At 72.9% G+C, this 13,692-nt stretch carries 19 protein-coding genes; 3 read left to right on the top strand and 16 right to left on the bottom strand.

What is annotated here, in order from left to right; genetic code table 11:
- Both ACXVGS_RS17040 and ACXVGS_RS17035 read right to left on the bottom strand, forming a co-directional pair.
- Positions 1-94: 2-C-methyl-D-erythritol 4-phosphate cytidylyltransferase (locus ACXVGS_RS17040; protein ID WP_458537228.1), on the bottom strand; the 94-nt coding region annotated here is incomplete at its 3' end.
- 11 nt (positions 95-105) lie between these two features.
- Positions 106-588 carry a CarD family transcriptional regulator gene (locus tag ACXVGS_RS17035; RefSeq protein ID WP_141789540.1) on the bottom strand — a complete coding sequence of 161 codons (483 nt, stop codon included), beginning with the start codon at positions 586-588 and terminating at the stop codon, positions 106-108.
- A 224-nt stretch (positions 589-812) separates the two neighbouring features.
- Between ACXVGS_RS17035 and ACXVGS_RS17030 the strand changes: the two genes are divergently transcribed.
- Positions 813-1,409: a hypothetical protein gene (locus ACXVGS_RS17030; protein ID WP_458537227.1), complete on the top strand. Its 597-nt coding sequence runs from the start codon at positions 813-815 to the stop codon at positions 1,407-1,409.
- A 206-nt stretch (positions 1,410-1,615) separates the two neighbouring features.
- Here ACXVGS_RS17030 and ACXVGS_RS17025 read toward each other — a convergent pair whose 3' ends face one another.
- Together ACXVGS_RS17025 and ACXVGS_RS17020 are read right to left on the bottom strand one after the other, a co-directional pair.
- The gene (locus ACXVGS_RS17025; protein WP_458530383.1) at positions 1,616-2,302 is read right to left on the bottom strand and encodes a response regulator; all 687 of its coding nucleotides are present in this window, start codon (positions 2,300-2,302) and stop codon (positions 1,616-1,618) included.
- Positions 2,299-3,522 (bottom strand): sensor histidine kinase, encoded by a 1,224-nt coding sequence (locus tag ACXVGS_RS17020; protein WP_458530382.1) that lies wholly within the window; start codon positions 3,520-3,522, stop codon positions 2,299-2,301. The genes ACXVGS_RS17025 and ACXVGS_RS17020 overlap by 4 nt, the downstream gene beginning before the upstream one ends.
- 189 nt (positions 3,523-3,711) lie before the next feature.
- Between ACXVGS_RS17020 and phoU the strand changes: the two genes are divergently transcribed.
- Positions 3,712-4,380: a phosphate signaling complex protein PhoU gene (phoU, locus tag ACXVGS_RS17015; RefSeq protein ID WP_458530381.1), complete on the top strand. Its 669-nt coding sequence runs from the start codon at positions 3,712-3,714 to the stop codon at positions 4,378-4,380.
- Positions 4,381-4,522: 142 nt separating this feature from the next.
- Here phoU and ACXVGS_RS17010 read toward each other — a convergent pair whose 3' ends face one another.
- The 4 genes from ACXVGS_RS17010 to ACXVGS_RS16995 form a co-directional block, all read right to left on the bottom strand.
- Entirely contained in the window at positions 4,523-5,266 is a 744-nt protein-coding gene (locus ACXVGS_RS17010) for a phosphoglyceromutase (protein ID WP_458533851.1), read from the bottom strand.
- A 33-nt stretch (positions 5,267-5,299) separates the two neighbouring features.
- Positions 5,300-5,824, bottom strand: a complete 525-nt coding sequence (locus ACXVGS_RS17005; protein WP_458537226.1) for a YbjN domain-containing protein — start codon at positions 5,822-5,824, stop codon at positions 5,300-5,302.
- Positions 5,821-7,128: a D-inositol-3-phosphate glycosyltransferase gene (mshA, locus tag ACXVGS_RS17000; protein ID WP_458532511.1), complete on the bottom strand. Its 1,308-nt coding sequence runs from the start codon at positions 7,126-7,128 to the stop codon at positions 5,821-5,823. Before mshA ends, ACXVGS_RS17005 begins: the two co-directional genes overlap by 4 nt.
- Before the next feature lie 81 nt (positions 7,129-7,209).
- Positions 7,210-7,938, bottom strand: a complete 729-nt coding sequence (locus ACXVGS_RS16995) for a hypothetical protein (protein WP_458530378.1) — start codon at positions 7,936-7,938, stop codon at positions 7,210-7,212.
- Between the two features lie 112 nt (positions 7,939-8,050).
- Here ACXVGS_RS16995 and ACXVGS_RS16990 point away from each other — a divergent pair, with 112 nt between their 5' ends.
- On the top strand, positions 8,051-8,851 hold the full coding sequence (locus ACXVGS_RS16990) for a class I SAM-dependent methyltransferase (RefSeq protein ID WP_458537225.1): 801 nt from the start codon (positions 8,051-8,053) through the stop codon (positions 8,849-8,851).
- A 12-nt stretch (positions 8,852-8,863) separates the two neighbouring features.
- Here ACXVGS_RS16990 and ACXVGS_RS16985 read toward each other — a convergent pair whose 3' ends face one another.
- The 8 genes from ACXVGS_RS16985 to ACXVGS_RS16950 all read right to left on the bottom strand — a co-directional run.
- Positions 8,864-9,229: a phosphomannose isomerase type II C-terminal cupin domain gene (locus tag ACXVGS_RS16985; RefSeq protein WP_458530376.1), complete on the bottom strand. Its 366-nt coding sequence runs from the start codon at positions 9,227-9,229 to the stop codon at positions 8,864-8,866.
- A gap of 58 nt (positions 9,230-9,287) precedes the next feature.
- Positions 9,288-10,097 carry an alpha/beta fold hydrolase gene (locus ACXVGS_RS16980; protein WP_458530375.1) on the bottom strand — a complete coding sequence of 270 codons (810 nt, stop codon included), beginning with the start codon at positions 10,095-10,097 and terminating at the stop codon, positions 9,288-9,290.
- Positions 10,098-10,121: 24 nt separating this feature from the next.
- Entirely contained in the window at positions 10,122-10,451 is a 330-nt protein-coding gene (locus ACXVGS_RS16975) for a DUF2516 family protein (protein WP_141789551.1), read from the bottom strand.
- A 27-nt stretch (positions 10,452-10,478) separates the two neighbouring features.
- On the bottom strand, positions 10,479-10,904 hold the full coding sequence (gene dtd / locus ACXVGS_RS16970) for a D-aminoacyl-tRNA deacylase (RefSeq protein WP_458532515.1): 426 nt from the start codon (positions 10,902-10,904) through the stop codon (positions 10,479-10,481).
- Positions 10,904-11,881 carry an asparaginase gene (locus ACXVGS_RS16965; RefSeq protein WP_458537224.1) on the bottom strand — a complete coding sequence of 326 codons (978 nt, stop codon included), beginning with the start codon at positions 11,879-11,881 and terminating at the stop codon, positions 10,904-10,906. Before ACXVGS_RS16965 ends, dtd begins: the two co-directional genes overlap by 1 nt.
- Positions 11,882-11,975: 94 nt before the next feature.
- Complete coding sequence (locus ACXVGS_RS16960) at positions 11,976-12,650, bottom strand: hypothetical protein (protein WP_458534027.1); 675 nt, start codon at positions 12,648-12,650, stop codon at positions 11,976-11,978.
- An 11-nt stretch (positions 12,651-12,661) separates the two neighbouring features.
- On the bottom strand, positions 12,662-13,090 hold the full coding sequence (locus tag ACXVGS_RS16955) for a helix-turn-helix domain-containing protein (protein ID WP_458534028.1): 429 nt from the start codon (positions 13,088-13,090) through the stop codon (positions 12,662-12,664).
- A 262-nt stretch (positions 13,091-13,352) separates the two neighbouring features.
- The coding region (locus tag ACXVGS_RS16950; protein WP_458537223.1) for a 3-keto-5-aminohexanoate cleavage protein at positions 13,353-13,692 on the bottom strand (340 nt) is incomplete at its 5' end.

Raw genomic sequence — 13,692 nt, 5'->3', positions numbered from 1 at the left:
GCGCATGGAGGAGCAACGGCTCCCCGCGCAGCGGGGCGAACGCCTTGGGGACGCCAGCACCAAGCCTCGTGCCCTCACCTGCGGCGACGAGGATGACGGCGACGCTCAGGAGGCGAGAACCTCGTCCAGGATGGCTTCGGCCTTGTCCTCGTTGGTCTTCTCCGCGAGCGCGAGCTCGGAGACGAGGATCTGGCGGGCCTTGGCCAGCATGCGCTTCTCGCCTGCCGACAGGCCACGGTCCTTGTCGCGCCGCCACAGGTCGCGGACCACCTCGGCCACCTTGATCACATCGCCAGAGGCGAGCTTCTCGAGGTTGGCCTTGTAGCGGCGCGACCAGTTGGTCGGCTCCTCGGTGTGGGGGGCTCGCAGCACCTCGAAGACACGATCGAGGCCGTCCTGCCCCACGACGTCGCGGACACCCACGAGGTCGCAGTTCTCAGCTGGCACCTCGATGGTGAGGTCACCCTGGGCAACCTTGAGGACGAGGTAGAGCTTGTCCTCGCCCTTGATGGTGCGGGTCTTGATTTCTTCGATCAGGGCAGCCCCGTGGTGGGGGTACACGACCGTTTCGCCGACCTTGAAAACCATGTGCTGTTTTCCCCTTTCGCGGACTCAAGGGTAACACGCGGCCATGGCCGGAACGAACTAGTACGTGTCGTGTTTGTGCAGGTCAGGGGCCCACACTGGGGCATTTTGACTCCCGGGACGGTCTTGACAGACAGCCGTTCACCATGCTCTACGCGCGCGCGTCGGGGGCGCGCGGCGATGACCTGACGACAGCCGGCACGGCCTGCCCCGGTACGCTGTGCGCCGTGATCCGTCGACCCTCCCGAGCCGCTCAGGTGTCCATGTCCCGCAAGGTCCTCCTCGCGAGCGCCGGCCTCGTCGCCGCGGGTGCGGTCGCGCTGAGCGGGTGCCAGACGCAGTCCCCGATCCAGACCCAGTTCGCCTACCAGCCCGCCGACGGCGTGGGGGTCGACCTGGGCAGCATCGAGGTCCGCGACCTCGTCGTGGTCTCCAGCGCCCAGGACCAGCCCGGCGTGCTGTCCGGCGTCGTGGTCAACAAGGGCGGCCAGCCGGTCCGCGTCACCTTCGCCACCGCCAACGGCGGCCAGGCCAGCGTCGAGGCGGCACCCGGCAAGGGCACCCGCCTCGAGAACAGCACGATCGTCGACCCGGCGATCCTGCCCAAGGTGGCGACCGCGCCCGGTGGCCTGCTCCCGATCGAGGTGAGCACCCCTGAGGGTGGCGCCCAGAACGTCAAGGTGCCGGTGCTGCTGCCGCAGGGCTACTACCAGACGATCACCCCGCCGGCGACGAGCGGCGCGACGAGCACCCCGACGCCGTCTGTCACCGACAGCCTGCCGGTCCCGTCGCCCTCCACGGCCACGGCCACCACGACCCCCTGACCCCGGGTCCCCGGACGCCCAGGACCCCCCGAGCCGCACGGCTCGGGGGGTCCTGTCGTCCACCGCCTCCTGCCGGCAGCGGTATGCGGGCTTCATGCGAGGCCCCTTCCACGACTTGGTGCCCGCTGCGCCGCGTTTCGCGGCCGGAGAGCCGCACTTTCGCGGCATACCGGGCACCAAGTCGGCCTGCCGAGGTCCGGTGCGCCTCAGGCGGCCGCCTCGAACTTGTAGCCCAGGCCGCGCACGGTGACGATGAAGCGGGGGTTGGCCGGGTCGGGCTCGACCTTGGCGCGGAGCCGCTTGACGTGCACGTCCAGCGTCTTGGTGTCGCCCACGTAGTCGCTGCCCCACACACGGTCGATGAGCTGCATCCGGGTCAGCACCCGGCCGGCGTTGCGCAGCAGCATCTCGAGCAGCTCGAACTCCTTGAGCGGCAGCGCGGTCTGCGTGCCGTTGACGGTGACGACGTGCCGCTCGACGTCCATGCGCACCGGGCCGGACTCCAGCGTCGAGGGCATGAGGTCCTCCGGCTCGTGACCGCGGCGCAGCACGGCCTTGACCCGGGCGAGCAGCTCGCGGCTGGAGTAGGGCTTGGTGACGTAGTCGTCGGCGCCGAGCTCGAGGCCGACCACCTTGTCGATCTCGCTGTCCTTGGCGGTGAGCATGATGACCGGCACGTTCGAGCGCTGGCGCAGGGCGCGGCAGACGTCCTCGCCGGAGAGCCCCGGCAGCATGAGGTCGAGCAGCACCAGGTCGGCGCCGCTGCGGTCGAACTCCTCGAGCGCCTCCGGCCCGGTCTCGGCGATGGCGACCTCGTATCCCTCCTTGCGCAGCAGGTAGGACAACGGGTCGGAGAAGGACTGCTCGTCCTCGACCACGAGGATGCGCGTCATCGGGTGACCTCTCGGGTGACGGGGGCGGCCGGTGCCGCCTCGGTGTTCGGGGAGCTGTGGGTGTCGGCGGCGGACTCGGGTGCGGCGGGCAGCCGCATGGTGAACGTCGACCCGCGGCCCTCCTCGCTCCACACCGTGACCTCGCCGCCGTGGTTGGCGCAGACGTGCTTGACGATGGCGAGCCCGAGGCCGGTGCCGCCGGTGGCCCGGGAGCGCGCGGGGTCGACCCGGTAGAACCGCTCGAAGATCCGCTGCTGCTCGTGCTCCGGGATGCCCTGGCCCTGGTCGGTGACGGCCACCTCGACGATGCCGTGGTCGGCCGCGTGGACGGCGACGGCGACCTTGGTGTCGTTGCCGGAGTAGGCGATGGCGTTGCCGACGAGGTTGGACACGGCGGTGATCAGCAGCTCGCGGTCGCCGAAGACGTGCACGTCCTCGTCCAGGGCGGTGGCGATCTCGATGCCCTTGGCGTCGGCGACGAGGCGGGAGCGCTCGACCGCCTCGGCGGCCACCTCGGCCACGTCGACGATGACCGGCTCGTGCAGGGTGTCGGCCACCTGCAGGCGGCTCAGGTCGACGATCTCCTGGACCAGCCGCGTCAGGCGGGTGGCCTCGACCCGCATCCGCTGGGCGAAGCGCTCGACCGCCTCGGGGTCGTCGGCCGCGCCCTCGACCGCCTCGGCGAGCAGGGCCAGCCCACCGACCGGCGTCTTGAGCTCGTGGCTGACGTTGGCGACGAAGTCGCGGCGGATCTCCTCGACCCGGCGGGCCTGGGTGCGGTCGTCGAGCAGGAGCAGCACGTGGGAGCCCCCCAGCGGGGCGACCCGTGCCCCCATCGTCAGGCGACCCCGGCCGAGCGGGCCGCGCGCCAGCTCCAGCTCGGACTCGCGGATCACCCCGTCACGGCGGACCTGCCGGGCCAGGTGGCGCAGCTCGGCATGCACCAGCTCGGTCTCGCGGACCAGGCCGAGTGCCACGGCGGACGGGCTGGCCTTGACCACGGCGTCGGCCGAGTCCACGACGATGCCGCTGGAGCGCAGCACGGCGAGCACGTCGGCGACCCCCGCCGGCAGGTTCGGCTGCGGGGCGGCCGGCGTGACCAGGTGCTGGGAGCGCTCGGACAGGCGCAGGGCGAGCATCGCGACCGCCCCCACCAGGAGGCCGCCCACGCCTCCGAGGATCGCTGCGGTCGTGGCATCCACGATGCTCAGGATAGGCATGGCGCAAGGGTGCGTCGGCCGGGTGAACGCGGCCTGACCACGGGTGAAGCCAAGAGTTCACCTGAGAGCCCGCGCGAGTTCACCCCATGGTGCGACGCTGGGTGAGCACGAGCGACGGCGCGTGCTGTCACGGCATACCGACGTGCCTGGCACGGGGCGGCGCCCCGGACACCGGAAAGCCAAGGGACCATGCGCGACGCGTTTCACGAGGACCTCGACAAGATCTCCGACGACCTGGTGGAGATGACCCGCCTGGCCGGCTCGGCCATGGCGCGAGCCACGACGGCGCTGCTCGACGCGGACATCCACCTCGCCGAGAGCGTCATCGCCGCGGACCACGAGATCGACCAGATCCGCCGCGAGCTCGACGACCGCTCGATCGACCTGCTCGCCCGCCAGCAGCCGGTGGCCACCGACCTGCGGATGGTCGTCACGGCGATGCGGATGAGCGCCGACCTGGAACGGATGGGCGACCTGGCCCGGCACGTGGCGAAGGTGGCGCGGCTGCGCTACCCGCAGTCGGCGATCCCGCCGGTGCTGCGTGCCAACGTGCTCCAGATGGGCCAGGTGGCCGAGCGGATCGTGGCCAAGGCCGGCTCGATCATCGCCAGCAAGGACATCGACGCCGCGGTCGAGCTCGAGCGCGACGACGACGAGATGGATCGCCTGCACCGCGAGATCTTCAACCAGCTCATGAGCGGCAAGTGGGAGTTCGGCACCGAGGCGGCCGTGGATGCGACGCTGGTCGGACGCTACTACGAGCGCTTCGCCGACCACGCGGTGTCGGTGGCCCGCCGGGTCGTCTACCTCGTCACCGGCGAGTGGCACACCGAGGCCGAGCTCGACGGCGAGGAGTAACCCCGCCTTTGCGCACGTTGGTGCCGCTGGGAGGGTCGGTCACGGCTCTCCCAGCGGAATGTTCTTGCGCAAAGCCGGCCACCAGCACCAGGAAGGCCGCGCACCCACCGGGGTGCGCGGCATACCTGTGCGTGGGGGTGGGTCAGCGGCCCTGGTTGGCGACCGCCTCCGCGGCGGCCCTCGCGGCCTCGGGGTCGAGGTACTCGCCGCCGGGCACCTCCGGCTTGAGGTCCTTGCCGAGGCGGTAGACCAGCGGCATGCCGGTGGGGATGTTCAGCCCGGCGATGTCGGTGTCGCTGATGCCGTCGAGGTGCTTGACGATGCCGCGCAGGCTGTTGCCGTGGGCCGCGACCAGCACGGTGTTGCCCTCCAGCAGGTCGGGCACGATCGCGCTCTCCCACCACGGCAGCATCCGCGCGATGACGTCCTTGAGGCACTCCGTGCGCGGGGCGTCGTCGCCGAGACCGGCGTAGCGCACGTCGTGGGCCTGGCTGAACTCGTCGTCGGGGTCGATCGGCGGCGGCGGGACGTCGAAGGACCGGCGCCAGAGCATGAACTGCTCCTCGCCGTAGGCCTCCAGCGTCTGCTTCTTGTCCTTGCCCTGCAGCGCGCCGTAGTGCCGCTCGTTGAGGCGCCAGGACCGGCGCACCGGGATCCAGTGCCGGTCGGCGGCGTCGAGCGCGAGGTTGGCGGTGTTGATCGCCCGGCGCTGCAGCGAGGTGTGCACCAGGTCCGGCAGCAGGCCGGCCTCCTTGAGCTGCTCGCCGGCGCTGACGGCCTCGGCGCGGCCCTTGTCGGACAGGTCGACGTCGACCCAGCCGGTGAAGAGGTTCTTGGCGTTCCAGACGCTCTCGCCGTGACGCAGCAGGACAAGGGTGTAGGTCATGCGGGCGAGTCTATGGGCCCGGCCGCGGCGGCCTCAGGTGGCGTCCTGCTCCTGCCGATCCGGGTCGAGCAGGTGCCGGAACGCCTCGAGGTTGCGGGTGGACTCCCCGCGCGAGATGCGCCAGGCCCACTCCTTCTTCATCGACTCCAGGAAGCCGAGGGCCAGCAGCTCGTTGAAGGTCGAGTCCGCGGCGTCGAGGACGACGCCGAAGAGCTGGTCCAGGTATGCCGTGCTGACCCCTTCCAGGGGCACCCGCCCGGTGACGTAGACGTCGCCGGACCTGTCGATGCCGTAGGCCAGCCCGGGCAGCTTGAGGTTCTTGCGCAGCAGGTAGCGGTAGACCGCCTCGTGGTTCTCGTCGGGGTTGCGCACCACGAACGCCGATACCGACAGCGACTGCTCGCCGACCACGACCGAGGCCACGGTCTTGAGCTTCTTCTCCCCCGGCAGGGTGACCACGAGCTCGCCGTCGCGGCCGCCGAGCTCATGCTCGATGCCGGCGTCGGCCAGGTAGGCGTCGACGACGTCGAGGACCTTCTGCTGCTCGGCCGTCGTCACGGGATCACCGCCGCGGGGATGCCGGCCAGCACCCGGGCGTCCTCGATCGGCGAGGCCGTGCGGGCGGCGTGCGCCTCGGCGTAGACCTCGACGAGGCGCTCGGTGGTGTGGTCCCAGCTGAACTGGGCGGCGTGGCGCACCGCCCTGCGGGACAGGTCCGCCCGACGGGCGGGGTCGGTGATGAGGGACTCGATGGCGTGGCTCCAGTCGGTCGTGTCGTGGCCGTCGACAAGGATGCCGCTGTCGCCGACGGCGGTGGGCAGGCCGCCGACCGCGGCCGCGACGACGGGGGTGCCGCAGGCCTGCGCCTCGACAGCGACGAGGCCGAAGGACTCGCTGTAGGAGGGGACGGCGACGAGGTCGGCGGCGCGATACCACTGGGCCAGCCGCTCGCGGGCGGCCGGCGGGACGAAGCGCACCTGCGGGGTGATGCCGAGCCGGTCGGCCAGCTTCTGCAGTGCCTTCGGCTTGGCCAGGCCGGTGCCGCTGGGGCCGCCGACCACCGCGACGACGAGGTGCTCGCGCAGCGCGGGCCGGCGGGCGAGCAGGTCGGCGGCGGCCTTGAGAAGCACGTCGGGGGCCTTGAGCGGCTGGATCCGGCCGACGAAGAGCAGCACGTGGGCGTCGGCCGGCAGGCCGAGCTCGGCGCGGGCGGCCGCGGCGTCGCCGGGGATGAAGGTGCCCAGGTCGACGCCGGGCGGCACGACCCGGACCCGGGACGGGTCGGCGTCGTAGAGGTCGATCAGCTCGCGGGCCTCGCCGTCGGTGTTGGCGACCAGCCGGTCGGCGGCCTCGACGACCTGCGCCTCGCCGATCTCGCGCCCGGTGGGTTCGGGGGTGTCGCCCTTGGCCAGGTGGGTGTTCTTGACCCGGGCCATGGTGTGCATGGTGTGCACGAGCGGCACCCGCCAGCGGTCGGCGGCGAGCCAGCCCACCTGCCCGGAGAGCCAGTAGTGGGAGTGGACCAGGTCGTACCACCCCTCGGGGCGGGCCGCCTCGGCGCGCATGACGCCGGCGGCGAAGGCGCACAGCTGCCCCGGCAGGTCCTCCTTGCCCAACCCCTCGTAGGGGCCGGCGGTCACGTGCCGGACCTGCACCCCGGGCACCAGCTCGACCTCCGGCGGGAGGCCGCCGGTCGTGGCGCGGGTGAACACCTCGACCTCGATGCCCCGGGCGGCCAGCCGCTTGGCGACCTCCACGACGTAGACGTTGAGGCCTCCCGCGTCACCGGTGCCGGGCTGCTCCAGCGGGGAGGTGTGCACGCTGAGCATGGCGACCCGGCGGATCGGTGCGGCACCCGGCATACGTTCGTTCTCCTTGCCCACGGGCCGTGGTCGAGGGCCCGACGCCCGAGTCTGCCACGCGGCGCCGTCAGCGGCCGCGCGTCACCAGACCGTCAGTCGGAACGTGGAGGACCACACATGTATTTCGCCGCGGCCGTCGTGGCGCAGGTCGATCGCGGTCGGGGCGGGGCTGTCGATCGCGGCGAGGCTGCCCAGGCCAGTGGCGAGCGCGGGCTCGAGCGGCTCGGTGGCGGGCCGGAGCCACCACGTGCTGCCGCCCAGGTCGGTGGCCGGCAGACGGGGGGTCAGCCCGCGGGTGCCGGGGTGGCGCCAGGTGTGCAGCACGAGCAGGTCGGCGCCCTCGATGCGGAAGGTCAGCTCGACCTTGTCGCCGACGCGGCGGGCCGAGATCGTCGCCGGCATCGTGTGGGTGTCGTCGAACGCGACGCCGTGGAAGGTCGCCCCCGCCCGACTGAGGTCGACCGAGGTGAACCGGATGTGGTCGACGGTGCCGGTGACGTGCTCCTGCCAGCCGTCCCGGGTGCGCGTCACGGTGCCGAATCCCGCGGTGACCGGCGCGGCGATCCGCACGGTCTGGAACAGCGTGGCGGTCTGGCGCTGGACACGGATCCCGTCCGAGTACATCGAGACGGTCAGGCCCTGGCCCAGCGTGACCTCCCCACGCACCGGCTGGTGGGCGCTGAGCAGGCCGGGCTTGATGTCGACGACGCCGTGGTCGGGCTTGTCGAGCACGGGCGCCAGCCGGGTCACCCCGAGGGCGGCCAGCGCGAGCAGGACCACGGTAAGCAGCACCGTGCTCCGGCTCCGCACGCCCACACCCCTGGCCACCGCGTCACCCTATTTCACGCACCTGTGCACCCCGGGCACGCCGGGCGCGGTATGCCGTGTGGCCGGGTGCGGGGCACGGCATACCCTGCGGGGCGTGGCAGCGAGGCGACCGGTCGGCACCATCACCCGGGGCACGACCAACCCCAACCGGCTGCGCCGGGTCGACCGCTGGCTGGCCGGGCCGCAGGCGTGGCGGCTGCGGCGCTCGGCCACCCCGCCCGTGGTCGTCGACCTCGGCTACGGCGCGTCCCCGGTCACCGCGGTGGAGCTGCACGACCGGCTGCGCGCGGTCCGCCAGGACGTGCAGGTCGTCGGCATCGAGATCGACCCGGACCGGGTGGAGGCCGGCCGGCCGCTGGAGCGGGACGGGCTCACCTTCCGGCTCGGCGGCTTCGAGGTGCCGCTGGAGCGCGGCGCTCGGCCGGTGGTGGTGCGGGCCTTCAACGTGCTGCGGCAGTACGACGAGGACCAGGTCGCCGGGGCGTGGGCCACGGTGTGCGAGCGGCTGGGCCCGCACGGGCTGCTCGTCGACGGCACCTGCGACGAGCTCGGCCGCCGCTCCACCTGGGTGGCGGTCACCGCCGACGGGCCGGTGTCGCTGTCGCTGTCGCTGCGCCTGGCCGACCTGGAGCGGCCTTCCGACGTCGCCGAGCGGCTGCCCAAGGCGCTGATCCACCGCAACGTCGACGGTGAGCCGGTGCGCGACTACCTGGCCGCGCTGGACGCCGCGTGGGCGCGCTCGGCGCCGCACGCGGCATACGGGGTGCGGCAGCGCTGGCTGGCGACGGTCGCCGCCCTGCGCGACGCGGGCTGGCCGCTGCTGGACGGCCCGTCGCGGTGGCGCCTCGGCGAGGTCACCGTGGCGTGGTCCGCGGTCGCGCCGGGCCGGCGCTAGCGCGAGCGCCGGTCAGCGCGCGTAGTCGTCGTGCAGCCGCTCGATGTCGGCCTCGTCGAACTCGCCGAACGCGATCTCCAGCAGGCGGCCCGGCTCGGTGCCGCTGTTGCCCATGCGGTGCGTGGCGCCCTGCGGCACCCACACCCGCTCCCCCGGCTGGGCGACCCACTTCTCGTCGTTGACCTCGATGTCGATCGGCACGTCGAGCACCTGCCACATCTCGTCGCGGTGGCCGTGCTTCTGCAGGGACAGGCGGTGGCCGGGCTCGACGGTGATGATCTTGACCGTCACCATCTCGTTGGCCACGAACTGCTGGAACTGGCCCCACGGCCGCTCGGCGACGAACACCTCGTCGGCGCGGCTACGTGTGTTGGACATGGGTCCCCTCTGGAACGTCTCGGTCATGGTCTCGGCGTCAGATTGTGCCCTATGGCCCTCACACGTCGTTGAGGAAGCCACCGATGAGGTCGCGCACCCGGGCCCGGTGGCGCCACATGATCCCCCCGGCGGGCAGCACCTCGAGGCGGGCGTCGGGCAGCTCGGCGGCCAGCTGCTCGGCCACCCAGACCGGGTGCGCCGCGTCGTGCTCCTGGGTCAGCACCAGCGTCGGGGCGGCCACCTTCCGCAGCGCGGCCCGGTCGCCCATGGGTATGCCGTGCGGCAGCTCGCGCAGCGCGCGGGACACCGGGGTGCCCACCAGGGTGGCCGCCTGGCGGCGGCACCACAGGCGCACCGCCGGCTGGTCGCGGACCTCCTCGGGCTGGTCGAGCAGCAGCAGCCGGGCCATGCCCTCGACGTCGCGGTGGTCGGCCTCCTCGGCCATGGCCACGAGCCGGTCGATCGCCTCGTCGTCGCGGGGCTGGTCGATGACGGCCGGCATGACGAGGACGAGCCGTTCGAACCGGTCGGGGGTCTCCTCCAGCAGGTGGCACAGGGCGCCGGCGCCCATGCTCACGCCCAGCGCCCGGGTGGCCCCGACGTGGTCGGCGACGGCGCGCAGCTCGGCGGACAGCGCGGCATACGTCCAGCCGGTCTCGGGGGCGGCGGAGGCGCCGTGGCCGCGGAAGTGGAAGAACGCGCGGGTGCCCTCCACGCCGGACCCGAACGGGCGGGTGGTCTCGATCGAGCCGGCCAGGCCGTGGCCGAAGACGGTGGTGGGCTCGCCGGAGCCGGTGAGGAGGTACTCCAGGGCGCCGTCGGGGCCGTCGAGCAGGGAGGTGTGCGGGGGGTGCGGGGCGAGGCTCACGAGGACAGGGTCACAGGTGGCCGGTCACCACGGGCCGTAGGGGCCCTGGTGGCTGCCGGTGCCGCGGCCGGTGACCCGGCGCAGGGCGGGGCGCACGTCGGCGAGGTAGAAGCCCGCAGCGACGATGGCGAGGATCGACAGGAAGCCCAGCACGTTGAACACGAAGACGAAGCCGAGCACCGCGGCGACGGCGGTGACCGCGACCCAGAGGTTCTTGGTGCGCTTGCCCGCGGCGACGTAGGCGTCGGGGCGGTGGCGCAGCGCGTCGACGAGCGCGAAGACCTCCATGCCGAGGGCGATGACCCCGAGCACCAGCGTGATCAGGCTCTGCGCGGTCCCGATGGCGTTGAACATGGCGACAGCCTAAGGCGCGGGCGGTCCTCAGGTGTCCACTACGAGAGTGAACGGCCCGTCGTTGACGAGACTGACCTCCATCATCGCCCCGAACCGGCCGGTGGCGACCTCGATGCCCTTGTCCCGCAGCGCCGCGATGAGGTCGTCGACGAGCGGCTCGGCGACGTCACCGGGGGCGGCGGCGCTCCACGAGGGGCGCCGGCCCTTGCGGGTGTCGGCGTAGAGCGTGAACTGGCTGACCACCAGCACCGGGGCCCCGGCGTCGAGCACGGACTGCTCGTCGCGCAGGACCCGCAGCTCGGCGATCTTGCGCGCCAGCTTCTGCACGTCGGCGGGGCCGTCGTCGTGGGTGGCGGCCACCAGGGCCAGCAGGCCGGGGCGGTCGATCGCGCCGACCGTCTCGCCCTCGACGACGACGGAGGCGCGGGTGACCCGTTGCAGGACCGCGCGCATCAGATCCCGACGGCCGCGAGCTCGCCGACCGGCTGGCCGTGGCCGAGGACCGGGGCGTGGTCGAGCGTGGCGAGGACCTCGGCCTCGACCCCGAGGCGGCGCAGCGCGGCCGCCATGACGACCGGCCGGGCCCGCTGCGCACCGTCGGCGATCTTGAGGGCGACGGCCGAGCCGTCGGCCAGGCCCACGGCATACACGCTCTCGGCACCGTCCTTGGCGATGAGGCCAGGCACGCCGCGCATCAGGGCGGTGACGTCGCGGCGGGTGCCGCCGAGCCACTCCGGGTGCGCCTGTATCGCGCCGCTCACCTTCGCCTCCAGCGTCCCCTCCGGGGCGCTGGCCAGGGTGCCGAACGCGCGGGCCAGGCCCCGCAGGCTGACCGCCATGACCGGGGCGCCGCAGCCGTCGATGCCGCTGGCGGCGACCTTCTCGCCGGTGAGGTCCTCCAGGGTCTGCGCCATGAGCTGCTGCAGCGGGTGGGCCGGCTCGCGGTAGGTCGCGGTGTCCCAGCCGTTGAGCACGCAGGTGGCGAGCATCGCGGCGTGCTTGCCCGAGCAGTTCTGCGCCAGCGGGGTCGCCTCGCGCCCGGCGGCGACCCACGCCTTGCGCTCGACCTCGTCGTAGGGCAGGTCGGGGGTGTTCTGCAGGTCGGCCTCGGTCAGCCCGGCGCCGGCGAGGATGCGGCGCGCGCCCTCGAGGTGGAACGCCTCACCGGAGTGGCTGGCGCAGGCGAGGGCGAGCAGCTCGCCGTCGAGGTCGAGCCCGGCGCGCAGCATGGCCAGGCCCTGGACCGGCTTGTTCGAGGACCGCGGGAAGCACGGCGCGTCGGTAGGGCCGAGGTCGACCACCGCGGAGCCGGTGGCGTCGAGGGCGATGACGCTGCCGTGGTGGACCGACTCCACGAAGCCGGAGCGGGTCAGGTGCGCCACGACCGGCGCGGCGTCGAGGGGGACGGCGGGCTGCGCGGGGGAGATCACGCCCGCGACTGTATCGACCGGCAGACGAAGGCCGCGGCCGGCGCCCCCGGGTGGGGACGTCGGCCGCGGCGGTGGTGCTGGGTGAGGCGTGAGGTCAGTCGCCGACCTTCTCGGCGGCGGCCTCGACGGCCTTCTCGGCGGCCTCGGCCGTCTTGGTGGCGCTGGTCGCGGCGGCCTTGGTGGCCGACTTGGCGGTGGCGGCGCGCTTGGTGGCCGTGGTGGTGGCGCGCTTGGCGGCCGGCTTGGTGGCCTTGGTCGCCTTCTTTGCCGCGGTCTTGGTGGTGGTGCCGGTGGCCTTGGCCGAGGTCTTCACGGTCTCGGCGGCCTCGGTCGCCTCGCGGCGGCCCGTGGTCAGCGTGGCCTTGACGGCGCGCTCGGTGTCGGTGGCGGCGTTGCGGATCGTGGTGACCGCGCCCTTGCCGAGGGCCAGGGTGTTGCCGGCCTGGGCCAGCAGGTCCTGGGTGGCCTTCTGGCCACGGATGCGGGTGACGAGCTTCTGGCCGCGCTCGGCGAGGGTGTCGTAGGACTCCTGCGCCTTGCCGGCGATCTCGAGGGTGCGGTTGAGGGCGAGCGCCGGCACGTGCTGGGCGGTCTCGACGGCCTTGCCCTGGACGGCGGTGACGTCGAAGTCGCCGAGCTCGGCGCGCAGGGCCGCGGCCCGGGTGCGGGCCTCGCGGACCTTCTCGACCGCGAGGTCGGTGGCGCCGACGACGGCGTAGACGGGGGTGGTGTCGGTGACGGTCTTGCGGAGGTCGGCAACGAGTGCCATGGGGTGCTCCCTTAGCTGTTGGACGGGTGCTTGGACTTGGTCTTCGGGGTGCGCTTGGCGGCGCCGGTGGCCGGGGGCGCGGGCTCCCCGACGAAGGACTCGTAGACGTCGAGCAGGACCCGGCGTTGCCGGTCGGTGAGGCCCGGGTCGGCCTGGATCGCCGCGCGGACATCCGGTGCGGGCCGGTCATGGTCGGCGGCCTCGCCGTCGAGGATCCCGGCGCGCACGTAGAGCGACTCGGCGGAGATGCGCAGCGCCTTGGCCAGGCTCTGCAGGATCTCGGCGCTGGGCTTCTTCAGCCCCCGCTCGATCTGCGAGAGGTAGGGGTTGCTGATCCCCGCCACGTCCGCGAGCTGGCGCAGGCTCAGCTGGGCCGACTGGCGCTGCTCGCGCAGGTAGCCGCCCAGGTCGGGCAGCTGCACGGCGGGGAGCTTGGACATGACTCCATAGTGCTTGCTGGAGTTAGCAGTATGCAACCCGGAGTTAGCGTGAGCCTACTCACAAGTAACTTCTGGGTGAACCCGTTGTGCCGTGAGCATTTCCGCCGCCGAACCATCCCCGGTTGCTCACGTCCCTTCAACGGACTTGGTGCCCGTTACGCCGCGTTTTCGCGCCGATTCGGGCACGATTCGCCGCGCTACGGGCACCAAGTGGGGTTGATGGAGGTATGCCGGGTGCTCACCGCACGCCTGGCAGGTCGCCTCAGCGGGTGCGGCGGTCCTTGATGCCGAGCAGCTCGCGGGCCTGGTCGGTGCTCAGCGGCGGACGCTGCATCACGGTCGCCAGCTCGGCCGCCCGGGCCACCAGCTCCCGGTTGTGCTGGACCGGCTGGCCCTTGGCGTAGACGAGGTTGTCCTCCATGCCGACGCGCAGGTGCCCCCCGGCCGAGAGGGCCGCCGCGGCGATCGGCAGGTGCGTGCGCCCGATGCCGGTGGCCGACCACGAGGTGACCTCCTCCGGGAGGGCGGCGACGCCGGCCATGAGCGCGGCGGTGGTGCCCGGCATGCCGCCGGGGACGCCGGTGACGAAGTCGACGTGGACC

Source organism: Oryzihumus sp. (genome assembly GCF_054325275.1).
The sequence above is the reverse complement of the archived record's forward strand: the minus strand, read 5'-3'. Positions and strand labels throughout refer to the sequence as shown.